The sequence below is a fragment of the Polaromonas sp. P2_G11 genome, assembly GCF_056403595.1.
Window position 1 is genome coordinate 219,109 of sequence record NZ_JBFUFE010000005.1, and the last position, 14,906, is coordinate 234,014.

9 protein-coding genes are annotated in these 14,906 nt (G+C 64.2%); 8 read left to right on the top strand and 1 reads right to left on the bottom strand.

Features of this window, described 5'->3' with window-relative positions:
• Positions 1-72 precede the first annotated feature (72 nt).
• The 8 genes from AC1DWQ_RS18465 to AC1DWQ_RS18500 all read left to right on the top strand — a co-directional run bounded on the left by AC1DWQ_RS18465 (position 73) and on the right by AC1DWQ_RS18500 (position 14,372).
• The gene (locus AC1DWQ_RS18465; protein ID WP_477670927.1) at positions 73-1,089 is read left to right on the top strand and encodes a sialic acid TRAP transporter substrate-binding protein SiaP; all 1,017 of its coding nucleotides are present in this window, start codon (positions 73-75) and stop codon (positions 1,087-1,089) included.
• Between the two features lie 26 nt (positions 1,090-1,115).
• Entirely contained in the window at positions 1,116-1,595 is a 480-nt protein-coding gene (locus tag AC1DWQ_RS18470) for a TRAP transporter small permease (protein ID WP_477670928.1), read from the top strand.
• On the top strand, positions 1,592-2,890 hold the full coding sequence (locus AC1DWQ_RS18475; RefSeq protein ID WP_477670929.1) for a TRAP transporter large permease: 1,299 nt from the start codon (positions 1,592-1,594) through the stop codon (positions 2,888-2,890). Before AC1DWQ_RS18470 ends, AC1DWQ_RS18475 begins: the two co-directional genes overlap by 4 nt.
• Positions 2,891-3,820, top strand: coding sequence for a ribokinase (locus AC1DWQ_RS18480; RefSeq protein WP_477670930.1), 930 nt, complete (start codon positions 2,891-2,893; stop codon positions 3,818-3,820). It abuts the gene before it with no gap.
• Between the two features lie 310 nt (positions 3,821-4,130).
• A complete protein-coding gene (locus AC1DWQ_RS18485) occupies positions 4,131-5,699 on the top strand; it encodes an efflux RND transporter periplasmic adaptor subunit (RefSeq protein ID WP_477670931.1) in 1,569 nt (522 codons plus the stop codon).
• 144 nt (positions 5,700-5,843) lie between these two features.
• The gene (locus AC1DWQ_RS18490; RefSeq protein WP_477670932.1) at positions 5,844-8,948 is read left to right on the top strand and encodes an efflux RND transporter permease subunit; all 3,105 of its coding nucleotides are present in this window, start codon (positions 5,844-5,846) and stop codon (positions 8,946-8,948) included.
• Positions 8,949-9,618: 670 nt separating this feature from the next.
• Positions 9,619-12,909 carry an efflux RND transporter permease subunit gene (locus AC1DWQ_RS18495; protein ID WP_477670933.1) on the top strand — a complete coding sequence of 1,097 codons (3,291 nt, stop codon included), beginning with the start codon at positions 9,619-9,621 and terminating at the stop codon, positions 12,907-12,909.
• 11 nt (positions 12,910-12,920) lie between these two features.
• Positions 12,921-14,372, top strand: a complete 1,452-nt coding sequence (locus tag AC1DWQ_RS18500) for an efflux transporter outer membrane subunit (protein ID WP_477670934.1) — start codon at positions 12,921-12,923, stop codon at positions 14,370-14,372.
• A gap of 36 nt (positions 14,373-14,408) precedes the next feature.
• Here AC1DWQ_RS18500 and AC1DWQ_RS18505 read toward each other — a convergent pair whose 3' ends face one another.
• On the bottom strand, positions 14,409-14,906 hold the full coding sequence (locus AC1DWQ_RS18505) for a hemerythrin domain-containing protein (RefSeq protein WP_477670935.1): 498 nt from the start codon (positions 14,904-14,906) through the stop codon (positions 14,409-14,411).

Genomic DNA, 14,906 nt, shown 5'->3' on the forward strand with positions numbered 1-14,906 from the left:
GCCGGGCTGGTCCCGGTACGGTTTCAATAATTTCACGCGACTTCACGACAAAGTAACGACAAAGGAGACAACATGACAGCTTCCCTCAAAGGTATTTTCCGCCGCAGCCTGCTGGGCACCGCTTCCGCCGTGCTGCTGATGGGCGCCCTGCTGCCCGCCGCACAGGCACAGAACAAGGTCGTGCTGCGCGTTTCCACGCCGGCCGTGCCCGATGACTGGCACGCCAAGATGTGGACCGTCTTCAAGGAGAACCTTGAAAAGAGCGCGCCCGGCGAGTTCGACGTGCAGATCAACCTGAACGCATCGCTCTTCAAGCAGGGCACAGAGCCCGCCGCCATGGCGCGCGGAAACCTTGAGCTGTCGTCGATTTCCGCTTTTGACATCGCCAAACTGGTTCCCGAGTTCTCGATCTTCACGGCCGGCTACATCGTGCGCGACCCGGACCACCAGCAAAAGGTGTTCAACGGCCCCATCGGCACCGAGATGTTCAAGATGGTTTCCGAGAAAATGGAAGTGACGCCGCTGTCCACCGTGTACCTCGGCACACGTCAGGTCAACCTGCGTGAGGCCCGCAACGTCAAGGTTCCCGCCGACCTCAAGGGTGTGAAGCTGCGCATGCCAGGCTCCAAGGAATGGCTGTTCCTGGGTGAGGCACTGGGCGCCACGCCGACGCCGCTGGCCTTTGGCGAGGTCTACCTGGGCCTGAAGACCGGCACCATCGACGGCCAGGACAACCCCCTGCCCTCCGTGCGCGCTGCGAAGTTCTATGAAGTGACCAAGCAGATCGTACTGACCAGCCACCTGGTGGACGGGATCTTCATCGCGATTTCGAACAAGGCTTACAACGCGATGAGTCCGGCGCAAAAGACCAAGGTCAAAGCCGCCGCACAGGCCGCTTCCGCCTACAACAATGAAAACCGCATCAAGGAAGAAGGCCAGCTCGTCGAGTTCTTCAAGAAAGAAGGCCTCACTGTCACCACGCCGGATGTGGACGCTTTCCGCAAAACAGTGCAGACGACTTACCTCAACTCCGAGTACGCCAAGGTCTGGCCCAAAGGCCTGCTTGAGCGCATCAACGCCACCAAGTAAGTCGAGCGGACCACCCTGAAACAACCATGAAAAGCTGGCTCCAAAAAACCGCCAACCTGATTGGCGGCGGACTCTTCCTGACCCTGTTCATCGTGTTCGTGATCCAGATCACGGCGCGTTTTGCCTTCAACAAACCGCTGGCCTGGACGGACGAGGCAGCCGTGATCCTCTATGTCTGGGTCATTCTGTGGGCCGCCGCCGTGGTGGTGCCCGAGCGCGAGCATGTGGTGTTCGACCTGGTCTGGAATAACATGCCCTACCGCGGCCGGCAAGCCATGGCGATTACCGGCAACCTGCTGGTTGGCGGCCTGGCGGCTTGGGGCATTCCGGGCTGCTGGGACTATGTGCACTTCATGGCCCGCGAAGGAACGCCCGTGCTGGGCGTGTCTTTCCAATGGGTTTTCATGCCTTTTGTGCTGCTGCTCGCCGCTCTGGCGGTGCGCTCGGCCTGGGCGATCTGGAACGCGATCCGTGGCAAGGGTCTTGAAGCGGAGCTGCGGATATGACAAGCGCTATCTGGGTATTGGTTGGGGTGCTGGCGGGCGGCATGCTGCTGCGCATGCCCATCGGTTTTTCGATGATCGCGGCGGGCATCGGCTACCTTGCAGTCAAGGGACAGGACATCGGCCTGGTGGCCGAGCAGATCGGCAACGGCCTTTACAACAGCTACGTGCTGCTGGCAGTGCCGCTTTTTGTGTTCGCCGCCAACATCATGAATGCCGGCACAGTCAGTGAACGGATCTTTGACTTTTGCCGCATCCTGGTGGGCCGCTTTCGCGGCGGCCTGGCGCAGGTGGACATTCTGGTCAGCGTGATTTTCTCGGGCATGAGCGGCAGCGCCATCGCCGACGCGGCCGGTCCCGGCCTGGTCACGATTCGCCAGATGCTGAAAAAACCGGAATACACGCGCGGCTTTGCTGGCGCGGTGGTGGTGGCCAGCGCCACGCTGGGCCCCATCATCCCGCCGTCTATCCCCATGGTGATTTACGCACTGGTGTCGGGCGCTTCGGTCGGTGCCCTCTTTCTGGGTGGCGTGGTGCCGGGCTTCCTGATGGCCGGGCTGATGATGGGCGTGGTCGCGGTCATCGCCAAAAAGCGCAACATGCCGCGCGACGAACCTGTGCCACGCTCGGAATGGGCCGGCCTGATCTTTCGTGGTGCGCTGCCGTTGTCGATGCCCATCGTGCTGCTGGGCGGCATTTACTCCGGCATCTTCACGCCGACCGAAGCCGCCGCCGTGGCCGCGCTGCATGCATTGATCCTGGCGGCGCTGGTGTTCCGCGCATTGACGTGGCGCAGCTTCTGGGTCGTGGTGATGGAATCCACACGCGCCAGCGCGGTGATCACCATGATCCTGGCCGGCTCCTTCATGCTCAACTACGCCTTCACCGCCGAAGGCGTGCCGCAGGCCATGGCCGCGTGGGTCGACAGCATGCATTTTTCGCAGATCGGCTTTTTGCTGATGGTGAACGTCATGTTCCTGGTGCTCGGCTGCTTCCTCGATGTGTCAGTGCTGCTGCTGGTGTTTGTGCCCATGCTGCTGCCGGCGGCCAAGCTGCTGGGCGTGGACCTGGTGCACTTCGGCGTGCTGGTCGTGCTCAATATGATGATCGGGCTGATCCACCCGCCCTTCGGCATGCTGCTGTTCGTGACGAAAGCCCTTACCGGCATTCCCATCGGCGAAATGATGAAGGAAGGCTGGCCTTTCCTCGTCATGCTGCTGCTGCTGTTGCTGGCCATGACGTGTTTTCCCCAAATTGTGCTGTGGCTGCCGCAAACCATGGGCTATGGAGCCAAATAAATGAGCGCCAGGGCCAACGAAGACGCCAGTGTCGTTTGCGTTGCCAGCTGGAACGCCGACCTGATCTCCCGCGTCGAGCGGCCCATCGCGCGCGGGGAAACGCTGATGGCCAGCGATTTCAGCATCAGCCCGGGCGGCAAGGGCAGCAATGCGGCAGTGGCTGCTGCCCGACAGGGTGCGCGCGTGGCACTGATCGCACGTATCGGGGACGACGACTTCGGACGCATGGGGATGAAGCTTTGGCATGAGGAAGGCGTCGTCACCACGCACGTCGAACAGGTAGCCGATGAGCGCAGCGGTGTTGCGCAAATCCTCGTCTACGAGGACGGCGACAACAGCATTGCGGTGTATCCCGGTGCCGGCACCGGCCTGGCTGCGCGCCATGCGCAGGCAGCGCATGAGGTACTGGGCGCTTGCCGCGTCGTGATGGCTTCGTGCGAAGTGCCTGCAGACGCCACGCTGGAAGCCTTTCGTCTGGCCCGCGGCGCAGGGGCCATCACCATCCTGAACCCCGCACCTGCGCGACCGCTGCCTGACGAACTTCTGGCGCTGGTCGATGTGCTGACTCCCAATGAAAACGAACTCTACCTGCTGGCCGGTGCAGCGCATGCCGGTTCGGTGGACGACGCTGCCCTGCAGTTGCTCAACCGTGGTACACGCGCCGTGCTCGTCACGCTGGGCGCTTCCGGCTGCCGGCTCTTCCAGGCCGGCAAGCCGCCCGTTTCACTGCCGGGCCGCCGCATGGCCGTGCGCGACACCATAGGCGCGGGCGACACCTTCACCGGCGCGCTGGCCGCCGCGCTGGCACGCGGAGAAATGCTGCCTGCTGCCATGCAGTGGGCCAATGCGGCTGCCGCACTGTCGGTCACGCGGCACGGCGCCATCGATGGCATGCCGTCCTTCGCCGAAGCGGCGGCGCTGCTGGGCTAAATACCGGAATCTGGAAAGAATGGCTGCAGCCCAATAGCAACAGGCGCAAGCAGCTATTAAAACGATAGCAATCGGCAAACTCAAGCCCCGCACCTGTTATTGCCCGAAGTCGTGTAGGCCAATCGCCGCTTTACCGGATATTTACGCGCCTCTTTCAGGCGCTTTATCTGCGCCGCCGAGGCTTGCAGTGATAATTATTGAGCGCCGTCAGGTGGACCCGAGGGCTTTGGCTGCCGGCGCATGAATCACCATCAAACACAAAAAAATGCTGTGCCGGCCCGTCTGGCGCAGCGGGCACCAAGGACAGCTGATGGACCCGAAAGCCGAGACGCCGGAAAGCGGCGCCCCTACCCCATCCCGTAGAAGACTAAGCCGCCGCGCGTCCATCATCGGCAGCGTGATCGCCGTGCTGGCACTGGCCGGCACCGGCTGGCTGGCCTGGCACCTGACCCACCCTTCCACAGACACCCAGACGGGCGGCGGCCCGGGCGGTCCTGGCGGAGCCTTCAGGCGCGGTGCACCAGCCACCACGGTAGGCGTCGCCACGGCCGAGAAGGCCAGCATCCCGATCGTCCTGGAAGCCTTGGGCACCGTCACTCCCCAGGCCACGGTCAGGGTGCGGCCACAGGTTTCCGGCGTGATGGAAAAGGTTTTGTTCAAGGAAGGCCAGATGGTCAAGGCCGGTGAACTTCTGGCCACCATCGACCCGCGCCAGTTTGAAATGGCGCTGATGCAGGCCGTGGGCCAGCGCCAGCGCGACGAGGCGCAACTTGACAGCGCCCGCGTCACCCTGCAGCGCTTCAAGACCCTGCTCGAGCAGGACTCGATTGCACGGCAGGAAGTCGACACGCAGGCTGCACTGGTCAAGCAGCTGGAAGGCACAGTCGTCATCGACAAGGCCAATGAAGGCACAGCGCGACTCAACCTGGGCTACACCCGCGTGGTGGCGCCCGTCAGCGGGCGCGTGGGCCTGCGCACTGTGGACATCGGCAATGTGGTGAGCAACAGCGACGCCAACGGCATTGCGCTGATTACCCAGGTCAGCCCGATTGACGTGGTCTTCTCCGTCCCGCAGGACCGGGCGGGCGAGCTGCAGCAAAACGCCGCTGGAAGCACTGCCATGAAAGTCGTTGCGCTGGACCGCACGCGCACCGCCACCCTCGATACCGGCGTTTTTGCCTCGCTCGACAACCAGGTGGACACCACCACCGGCACCGTCCGGGCCAAGGCGCGCTTTGCCAACAGCAAGCTCACGCTGTTCCCCAGCCAGTTCGTGAACGTGCAGCTGCAGGTCAAAACACTGGAAGACGCGGTGGTGGTGCCCGTCACCGCCGTACGCCTGGGCAGCACCGGGGACTACGTTTATGTGCTGAACGCCGCCGACCGTACGGTGTCCCTGCGGCCAGTGCAGCGCGGCCAGGCCACAGCCGAAAAAATCGTGATCACCTCCGGGCTGAAGGCCGGTGAGCGCGTGATCACCGAAGGCGCCGACCGCCTGAAGGACGGCGCCAGCGTGGTGCTGCCGGGCGACGCGCCCGGCGCCGGCATGGGCGGCAAGCGCCGCGGCGCCAGCGCACCGGGCGGCGGCGCTTCGGCGGCCGGGCGCCAGCGCCCCGCATCCGACACCGCCGGCAGTGCACCGGTGGCGGCACCTTCCACGCCCCCGGCAGCGGCACTGCAGCCCGGCGCCGCGCCGCCTTCCATGGCCGGCCCCACGGCCGAGCAGCGCCAGCGCATGCTCGACCAGGTCAAGGACGACCCGGCCGCGCTGGAACGCCGCAAGCGCTTCCTGGAGCAGATCGACAAGGGCGACCCGGAAGCCCTGGCACGCTGGCAAGGCATGAAGGACCGCCGCCAGGGCGAACGGCCGGCGCAATGATCCGGGACTCGTACCAATGAGCCGCCGGGCCGTTCCCAAGGTGAATAGCACCGCAGTGCGAAGCACGAAGGTATTTCCGCGCATGAGCCGCCGGGCCGTTCCCAAGGCAAATAGCATCGCAGTGCGAAGCACGAAGGTTATTGAATGAGCCCCTCACGCCCCTTCATCCTGCGCCCGGTAGCCACTTCGCTGCTGATGGTGGCCATTGTGTTGGCTGGCCTCGTGGGTTTCAAATTTTTACCGCTGTCGGCCCTGCCGCAGGTCGACTACCCCACCATCCAGGTGCAGACGCTGTATCCCGGCGCGAGCCCGGAAGTGATGGCGCAGACCGTGACAGCGCCGCTGGAACGCCAGTTCGGCCAGATGGCCGGTCTCTCTCGCATGAGCTCCACCAGTGCCGCCGGTGTCTCCATCGTCACGCTGCAGTTCGGCCTGGGCCTGGCACTGGACGTGGCCGAACAGCAGGTGCAGGCGGCCATCAACGCGGGCGGCTCGCTACTGCCGGCCGACCTGCCCGCCCCGCCCGTCTATGCCAAGGTCAACCCGGCGGATGCCCCGGTGCTGACACTGGCCATCACGTCCGACACCATGCCGCTGACGGAGGTGCAGAACATCGTCAACACCCGGCTGGCCCTGAAGATCAGCCAGGTCAATGGCGTGGGGCTGGTGTCGCTCAGTGGCGGGCAGCGCCCCGCGGTGCGCATCCAGGCCGACACACGGGCGCTGGCTTCCTACGGCCTCGGGCTTGATTCACTGCGCACTGCGATCTCCGCGGCCAATGCCAACGGCGCCAAAGGCAGCATCGATGGCCCTACACGGTCCTATTCGATCAACTCCAACGACCAGCTGGTCGCCGCTGCTGACTACAAAAACCTCATCATCGCCTTTCGCAACGGTGCGGCGGTGCGAGTGTCAGACGTGGCACAGGTGGTGGACAGCGCCGAGAACATCAAACTGGGCGCATGGTCTGGTCTGAAACCAGCCATCATCCTCAATGTGCAGCGCCAGCCCGGCGCCAACGTCATTGCCACGGTGGACGCTATCAAGGCACGCCTGCCCGAACTGCAGGCCGGCCTGCCCACCTCCCTCAGGGTCGATGTGCTGAGCGACCGTACGACCGGCATACGCGCCTCGGTGATGCACGTCGAGATTGAACTGCTGCTGGCCGTGCTGCTGGTCGTGCTGGTGATCTTTGCTTTCCTGCACAGCTTGCGCGCCACAGTCATCGCCAGCCTGGCCGTGCCGATTTCACTCGTCGGCACCTGCGGCTTGATGTACCTGCTGGGCTACAGCCTCAACAACCTGAGCCTGATGGCACTCACGATCGCCACCGGCTTTGTGGTGGACGACGCAATCGTGATGATCGAAAACATCTCGCGCTACATCGAGGAAGGCGAAGAACCGATGGCCGCAGCCCTCAAGGGTGCGACGCAGATCGGGTTCACCATCATCTCGCTGACAGTGTCGCTGATCGCGGTGCTGATTCCGCTGCTGTTCATGGGCGATGTGGTCGGCCGGCTGTTCCGCGAGTTTGCCGTCACGCTGGCCATCACCATCCTGATCTCGGCCGTGGTGTCGCTCACCCTCGTGCCCATGATGTCGGCGAGATGGCTCAAGCACGTGCCGGAAACGGCGGGCGAAGGCCGGCTGGCCCAGGCGGGCGCGCGGCTCCAGCGTTTTTTTGACGACGTGATCGCACGCTACGACGTGTGGCTCACCTGGGTGCTCAAACGTCAGGGCGCCACGCTGCTGGTGGCGCTGGCCACCCTGCTGCTCACGGTGTTGCTGTATGTGCTGATCCCCAAGGGCCTGTTCCCGACGCAGGACACCGGCCAGCTGCAGGCTCGCGTGGAAACCGCGCAATCGGTGTCCTATGACCGCATGGCCGCGCTGCAGCAAGCCACGGCCAAGGCCATCCTGGAAGACCCCGACGTCGAAACGCTGAGCTCCTTCATTGGCGTGGACGCAGCCAACAACACCATGCTGCATACCGGCCGCATGCTGATCAACCTGAAAAAAGAGCGCATAGGCAGCCAGCAGGAAACCATGGACCGGCTGCAGCGCAGGGCCGCCGCGGTAGCCGGGGTTACTCTGTACCTTCAACCCACGCAAGACCTGACCATTGACGCCGAAACCGGGCCCACGCAATTCCGCGTATCGCTCGAAGGCTCGAACAACGCCACCGTGGTGGAATGGGCCAACAAGCTTACGCAGCGCATGCGGCAGCTCGAAAGCCTGCGCAACGTGTCGTCCGATGCGGGCTCCAGCGGCGCCGGAGCCTACATCACGGTAGACCGCGACACCGCGTCGCGCCTGGCCGTCACGACCTCGTCCATTGACGACGCGCTTTACAGCGCATTCGGCCAGCGCATTGTCTCGACCATCTTCACCGAAACCAACCAGTACCGCGTGATCCTCGAAGCCATGCCCGACTCCTTGCGCACGCCGGCATCGCTGGGCAGCCTGCAACTCAAAACCGGCTCCGGCACGCCAACACCGCTGTCGGCCATCGCCACCATCACGGAGCAAGCGGCCCCGCTGCAGGTTACCCGCGTGGCCCAGTACCCGGCCACCACGCTGGGTTTTGACACGGCGCCCGGCGTCTCGCTGGGCAAGGCGGTCGACGAGATCCGGGAAGCGGCCAAGGACATCGCCATGCCCGCCAGCGTGACCATGACCTTTCTGGGTGCGGCGGGCGCCTACCAGGCCTCGCTGTCCAACCAGCTCTGGCTCATCCTGGCGGCTGTGATCTGCGTCTACATCGTGCTGGGTGTGCTGTATGAAAGCTACATCCACCCGCTGACGATCCTCTCGACCCTGCCCTCCGCCGGCGTGGGCGCGCTGCTGGCGCTGATGATCAGCGGGTCAGGCCTCGGGGTGATAGGCATCATCGGCATCATCCTGCTGATCGGCATCGTGAAGAAGAACGCCATCATGATGATCGACTTCGCGATCGACGCCGAACGCAGCCAGGGCAAATCCCCGCAGGAGGCCATTCACCAGGCCGCGCTGCTGCGCTTTCGGCCCATCCTGATGACCACGCTGGCGGCGCTGTTTGCTGCTGTGCCCCTGATGCTGGGCTTTGGCGAAGGTGCTGAATTGCGGAGGCCTCTGGGGTTGGCGATTTTTGGCGGGTTGATTGTCAGCCAGGTGTTGACGCTGTTTACGACGCCGGTGATTTATCTGGCGTTTGATCGGTTGGGGCGGAGGTTTCGGGGGAAAGGGAAAGTTGAGGAGGTTTCCGCGTGAGGCCTGTTGCTCTTTCGTTCTTTCGGGGTGTGCTTTGTCCCGGGGCCGGGGTTGCCGGCGGCAACTCACTTTCTTTTGCTTCGCCAAAAGAAAGTAAGCAAAGAAAAGGCGACCCTGGTTCCTGCGTCCCCTGCGCTTCGCTCCGGGGCAACCTGCGGTACTCTGTCCAGCCGGGGTCAAAAACAACTCGCCTTCGGCTCAAACAAGTTTTTGCCCTGATCCGTCTGGCCCTGCGCTCCTCGGCGCATCCACAAGGGGGTGGAAACAGAAATACCGAACAGCCAACTGCCGAATGCCGGAACCCGAACACCAGAAGAAACAAGGACACGCCATGGCGTGTCCTTGTTGGTATTTGTCTTCGGTCCCCGTTCCCGATCGCCCCTTCTGTATGCGCCGAGGAGCGCAGGTTCAGGCGGATCAGGGATCGCGATTGTCTGAGCCGAAGGCGAGTTCGAGCGAGACCCCGCCTGGACCGAGCACCGCAGGTTGCCCGTAGCGAAGCGGAGGGACGCAGACAGCAGGGTCGCCTTTTCTTTTGCTTACTTTGCTTTTGGCGAAGCAAAAGAAAAGTGAGTTGCCGCCGGGCAACCCCCGGCCAGCTACCCTCAGCAAAAACTCCCGCCGTTCGAACAAAAGTCACCTTCGTCACGGCCAGCGTGGGAGCCACGCCATGAACCTCTCCGAACCCTTCGTCCGCCGCCCGGTAGCCACCGTCCTCCTCACCATAGGCTTGGCCCTCGCAGGCATCGCCGCATTCTTCGTGCTGCCGGTCTCACCGCTGCCGCAAGTGGATTTCCCGGTGATCTCGGTCAGCGCCTCGTTGCCGGGGGCCAGTCCCTCCACCATGGCCAGCAGTGTGGCGACGCCGCTGGAGCGGCGCCTCGGCGTGATCGCGGGCGTCAATGAGATGACGTCCAACAGCAGCAACGGCTCAACCCGTGTCAGCCTGCAGTTTGACCTGAACCGGAAGATCGACGCGGCAGCGCGCGAGGTGCAGGCAGCCATCAACGCCTCGCGCGCCGACCTCCCTGCCACACTGCGCAGCAACCCGACCTACCGCAAAGCCAACCCGGCTTCGGCGCCGGTCATCATCCTGGCGCTCACGTCCAGGACGCGCTCACCGGGCCAGATTTACGACGAAGTCTCCAACCTCGTGCAGCAAAAAATCGCCCAGGTGCCCGGGGTCGGCGACGTGGAGCTTGGCGGCGGTTCGTTGCCGGCGGTGCGCGTGGAACTGCTGCCGTTTGCACTCAACCGCTATGGCGTTGCCATGGAAGATGTGCGTGCGGCCCTGCAGGCGTCGAACGCCAACCGGCCCAAGGGCGCGATCGAAGGCAACGGCCAGCGCTTCCAGATTTACTCAGGCTCCAACACCGCCAGCGGCGGGCTCAAGGCCATCGACTACCGCAACCTGGTGGTGGCCTGGCGCAACAATGCCGCCATCCGGCTGCAGGACGTGGCCGAGGTGCAGGACGGTGTGGAGAACATCAACACGCTCGGTCTTTTCAACGGCGAGCCGGCGGTGATCGTGCTGGTCACGCGCCAGCCCGATGCCAATGTGATTGCCACTGTCGACGGCGTGCGCGCCCTGATTCCCGAGCTGCAGGCCGCCTTGCCGCAGGACGTGCAGTTGCAGGTGGCATCCGACAGCACCAACTCCATCCGTGCCTCGCTGCACGAGATCGAAGTCACGCTGCTGATTTCCATCGTGCTGGTGGTGCTGGTGGTAAGCGCCTTCCTGCGCAGCGCCCGTGCCACCATCATCCCGGCCGTGGCCACCGTCGTCTCCTTGCTGGGCACCTTCGGCGTGATGTACCTGCTGGGCTTTTCACTGAACAACCTGAGCCTGATGGCGCTCACCGTGGCTACCGGTTTTGTGGTGGACGACGCCATCGTGGTGCTGGAAAACACCAGCCGGCACATCGAGGCCGGCATGGACCGTTTCAAGGCCGCGCTGCTGGGGGCGCGGGAGGTCGGCTTCACGGTGCTGTCGATCAGCCTGTCGCTCGTGGCCGTGTTTATACCGCTACTCTTCATGGGCGGACAGGTGGGCCGGCTGTTCCGCGAATTCGCGGTCACGCTGTCTGCTGCGGTGATGATCTCGCTGGTCATCTCGCTGACCACCACGCCCATGATGTGCGCCTGGCTTCTGAGGCCTGACGCGCACGAGAAGAAGCCCGGGCGTTTTGCTTTTGTGGGGCGCTGGTTCGAGCGTGCCTTCAACCGCGTGCACCGCAGCTACGAAGTGAGCCTGGACTGGGCCCTGCACAGCAAGTTGCTGGTGATGCTGATTTTGGTGGCCGTGATCGGGCTCAACGGTTTTCTCTTCGTGAAGGCGCCCAAGGGCTTCTTTCCGCAACAGGACACCGGGCAGATCAACGGCGGCCTGCGTGCCGACCGCAGCATCTCATTTCAGGCCCTCCAGGCCAAGCTCAAGCAGCTGGTCGACATCATCCGCGCCGACCCGGCCGTGGACACCGTGGTGGGTTTTACCGGTGGTTCCCGAGCGGGCGGGGGTTTCATGTTCATCAACCTCAAACCAGTGGGGCAACGCGACGTGGCCGGCCAGGCCGTGATTGCGAGGCTGCGCCCGCAGCTGGCACGGGTGACCGGGGTCAGCCTTTTCCTGAACCCCGTGCAGGACCTGCGCGGCGGCGGCCGCCAGACCAATTCGACTTACCAGTACACGCTCAAAAGCGACAACGCGGCCGACTTGCGTGTATGGGCCACACGCCTGGCGGACCAGATGAAACTGCAGCCCGCCCTGACCGACGTGGACACCGACCAGCAGGAAAACGGTGTGGAGACCATGGTCACGGTGGACAAGGAAAGCGCGGCACGCATGGGCATCAGCTCACGCGACGTGGACAACGCGCTCTATGACGGCTTCGGCCAGCGCCAGGTGGCCACGATATACGCCGAACTCAACCAGTACCACGTAATCATGGAAGTGGCGCCGCGCTACACCCGCAGCCCCGAGTCGCTGAAAGATATTTACGTACCGGCCAAGGGGGCTGGAGGCAACACAAGCAACACAACCAACAATACCGGAAGCACCGGCACCCCGGCTGCAACCACGGTGGCCACCGGCACCTCTGTGGCCAATCCATCCCTGCGTGATTCTTCGTCGGGCCAGGTCCTGAGCGCCTCGGCCAGCACCATGGTGCCCCTGTCGGCCATTGCCACCTTCAGCGAAAACCCCACCGCCGCTTCGGTCAGCCACGAAGACGGCGAGCTTTCCACCACGGTTTCCTACAACCTCGCCGATGGCAGCACGCTGAGCGACGGCCAGGCCGCGGTGCACCAGGCGGAAGCCGACATCCGGCTGCCCAACAACGTGCGCGGCAGCTTTTCCGGCACAGCGCTCAATGCGCAGCAATCGCAAAACGAGCAACCGTTGCTGATCCTGGCGGCGCTGGTGGTGATCTACATTGTGCTGGGCATCCTGTACGAAAGCCTGGTGCATCCCATCACGGTGCTGTCCACCTTGCCCTCGGCCGGTGTGGGCGCTGTGCTGGCCTTGCTGCTGTTCAAGCTGGATTTTTCCATCATCGCGCTGATCGGGCTGTTCCTGCTGATCGGCATCGTCAAGAAAAACGCCATCCTGATCATCGACTTCGCGCTGGAAGCCGAGCGGGCGCGTGGCCTATCCGCGATTGAGGCTGTGCGCGAAGCCTGTCTGCTGCGCTTTCGCCCCATCCTGATGACCACACTGGCGGCCATTCTGGGTGCGTTGCCGCTGGCCATTGGTTTCGGCGAAGGCGCCGAGCTGCGCCGCCCGCTGGGCATCGCCATCATCGGCGGGCTGATTGCCAGCCAGGTGCTGACATTGCTCACCACCCCGGTGGTCTATGTGCTGATGGACAAGCTCCGCCGGCGCAGCCCTTCCGAGCGTCAGCTCAGCCGCCACCCTGACGAGACCGACGCGCCGCCGCCCGGCGCCCCGCTCCAACTGCAATGACTGACGACGCCATGAACCACTTTTCCGACACTCACCCCGCACACCGTTCACGTTTTCAGCTTCGCCTGCTGTGCGCTGCGCTGGTGCTTGCCGTTGGCGGCTGCGCAGTCGGCCCCGACTACCAGCGCCCGGCCACGGTCGACGTGAGCACCTACAAGGAAGCGCAAGGCTGGGTTCCGGCCGCGCCCGCCGATACGCTTGAGCGCGGCCCGTGGTGGTCGCTCTTCAAGGACCCGGTACTGGACCAGCTGGCATCGCGTGTGGAGGTGTCCAACCAGAACGTGGCAGTGGCCGTTGCAGCCTACGCGCAGGCACGCGCCCTGGTGCGCGAGCAGCGGGCATCGCTGTTCCCGACGGTTTCGCTGGATGGCAGCGCCAGCCGCTCGGGCAGCAGTAGCAGCAGCAGCACGGCGGGCAACAATGTCGGTGGCCGCGTGGGCAACAACTACCAGCTCAGCATTGGTGGCAGTTGGGAACCCGATGTATGGGGCCGTCTGGGCCGCACCGTGGACGGCGCGAAAGCCAGCGAACAGGCCAGCGCCGCCGACCTGGCTTCGGCCAAACTGTCGGCGCAGGGTGAACTGGCGACCAATTATTTGTCCTTGCGCCAGACAGACGCACAAAAAGTGCTACTCAAGGACACGATTGACGGCTACAAGCGCGCGCTGGACATCACGCAGAACCGCTACAACGCCGGCATCGCGGCCAAAACCGATGTGCTGCAGGCGCAAACACAGCTGGCCAACGCGCAGGCCGACGACGCCGGCCTGGTGCGCCAGCGCGCCCAGCTGGAGCACGCCATTGCGGTGCTGGTCGGTGAAGCGCCCGGCAATTTCTCGATTGCCCCTGTGGCCTGGAATCCTTCAGTGCCTGACGTGCCGGTCGGCATACCGTCCGAGCTGCTGCAGCGCCGCCCCGACATTGCCGCCGCCGAACGCCGCGTGGCCTCTGCCAATGAACAGATCGGCATCGCCAAGAGCGCTTATTACCCCAGCCTGTCGCTGAGCGCCTCGGCCGGCCAGGGCGCCAGCCGGGTGGCGGACCTCTTCAAGGCTTCCAGCAGCGTCTGGTCCATCGGCATCTCGGCCGCGCAAGTGCTCTTCAACGCCGGGGCTACCGGCGCCCGCGTGGAGGGCGCCGAGGCCTCTCACCAGCAGGCAGTGGCGCGTTACCGCCAGGCCGTGCTGGCGGCCTTTCAGGACGTGGAAGATCAGTTGTCGGCAACCCGTGTACTGCTGACCCAGCAGGAGCTGCGCCGCCAGGCGTCGCAGGCAGCCGACCAGGTCGAGCAGCAGGTACTCAACCGCTACCGCAGCGGCCAGGTGAGCTACACCGAAGTCATCACCGCCCAGGCCACCGCGCTGAGCGCGCGCCGTGCACTGGTGCAAGCCATGGCCGACCGCCAGACCACCGCGGTGGCGTTGATCCAGTCGCTGGGCGGGGGTTGGCAAACGGGGCAATAAATTGCATCACCCAGCGGACCCAACAGCGTGCCGCGTTTATGCGGTGTGTTCAAGCGCCTGGCCATCGGAACAGCTCAGGCCCCCGCAACCGTGTATGGTGTCCTTGGGCAAAGCTTGCGGCATGCTCACCACCCCCGTGAGCGGGTCGTAGCCAATACCGCGTAGATGCAGGGCCAGCGCGGCATCCATGGTCTGCGCATGCTGCGGAAACCACAGAGCGAGCTCCCTTGCCATATGGCGCAAAGACGTGAAATCCCCGGCCTGGGCCATGAGCAAGCCTTCTCGCATGACCTGCAGCACCACCTTGTGCTGCACAGTGTGGCAATTGGAGGATGAAAACCGCGTGTCCAGCATCCACCGGTCTTCGCGGCTGAAGTGCTCATCGGTGTGGTCCACCAGCGCTCGCCAGTGGCCCGGCAACGCATCATCCGCCGCGTTTTCTGCCTGCGCAAGCAACTCGACAAACTCCCGGTGAGTGTCATCCATCAGGGGTAGTCCGAGCACGAGGGCGTCAGACCATTGAAGATTCGGCAT

Coding starts and splice junctions, on each gene's coding strand:
- AC1DWQ_RS18485 (WP_477670931.1), top strand. CDS start 4,131: ATGGACCCGAAAGCCGAGACGCCGGAAAGCGGCGCCCCTACCCCATCC.
- AC1DWQ_RS18495 (WP_477670933.1), top strand. CDS start 9,619: ATGAACCTCTCCGAACCCTTCGTCCGCCGCCCGGTAGCCACCGTCCTC.
- AC1DWQ_RS18480 (WP_477670930.1), top strand. CDS start 2,891: ATGAGCGCCAGGGCCAACGAAGACGCCAGTGTCGTTTGCGTTGCCAGC.
- AC1DWQ_RS18500 (WP_477670934.1), top strand. CDS start 12,921: ATGAACCACTTTTCCGACACTCACCCCGCACACCGTTCACGTTTTCAG.
- AC1DWQ_RS18505 (WP_477670935.1), bottom strand. CDS start 14,906: ATGCCGAATCTTCAATGGTCTGACGCCCTCGTGCTCGGACTACCCCTG.
- AC1DWQ_RS18470 (WP_477670928.1), top strand. CDS start 1,116: ATGAAAAGCTGGCTCCAAAAAACCGCCAACCTGATTGGCGGCGGACTC.
- AC1DWQ_RS18490 (WP_477670932.1), top strand. CDS start 5,844: ATGAGCCCCTCACGCCCCTTCATCCTGCGCCCGGTAGCCACTTCGCTG.
- AC1DWQ_RS18475 (WP_477670929.1), top strand. CDS start 1,592: ATGACAAGCGCTATCTGGGTATTGGTTGGGGTGCTGGCGGGCGGCATG.
- AC1DWQ_RS18465 (WP_477670927.1), top strand. CDS start 73: ATGACAGCTTCCCTCAAAGGTATTTTCCGCCGCAGCCTGCTGGGCACC.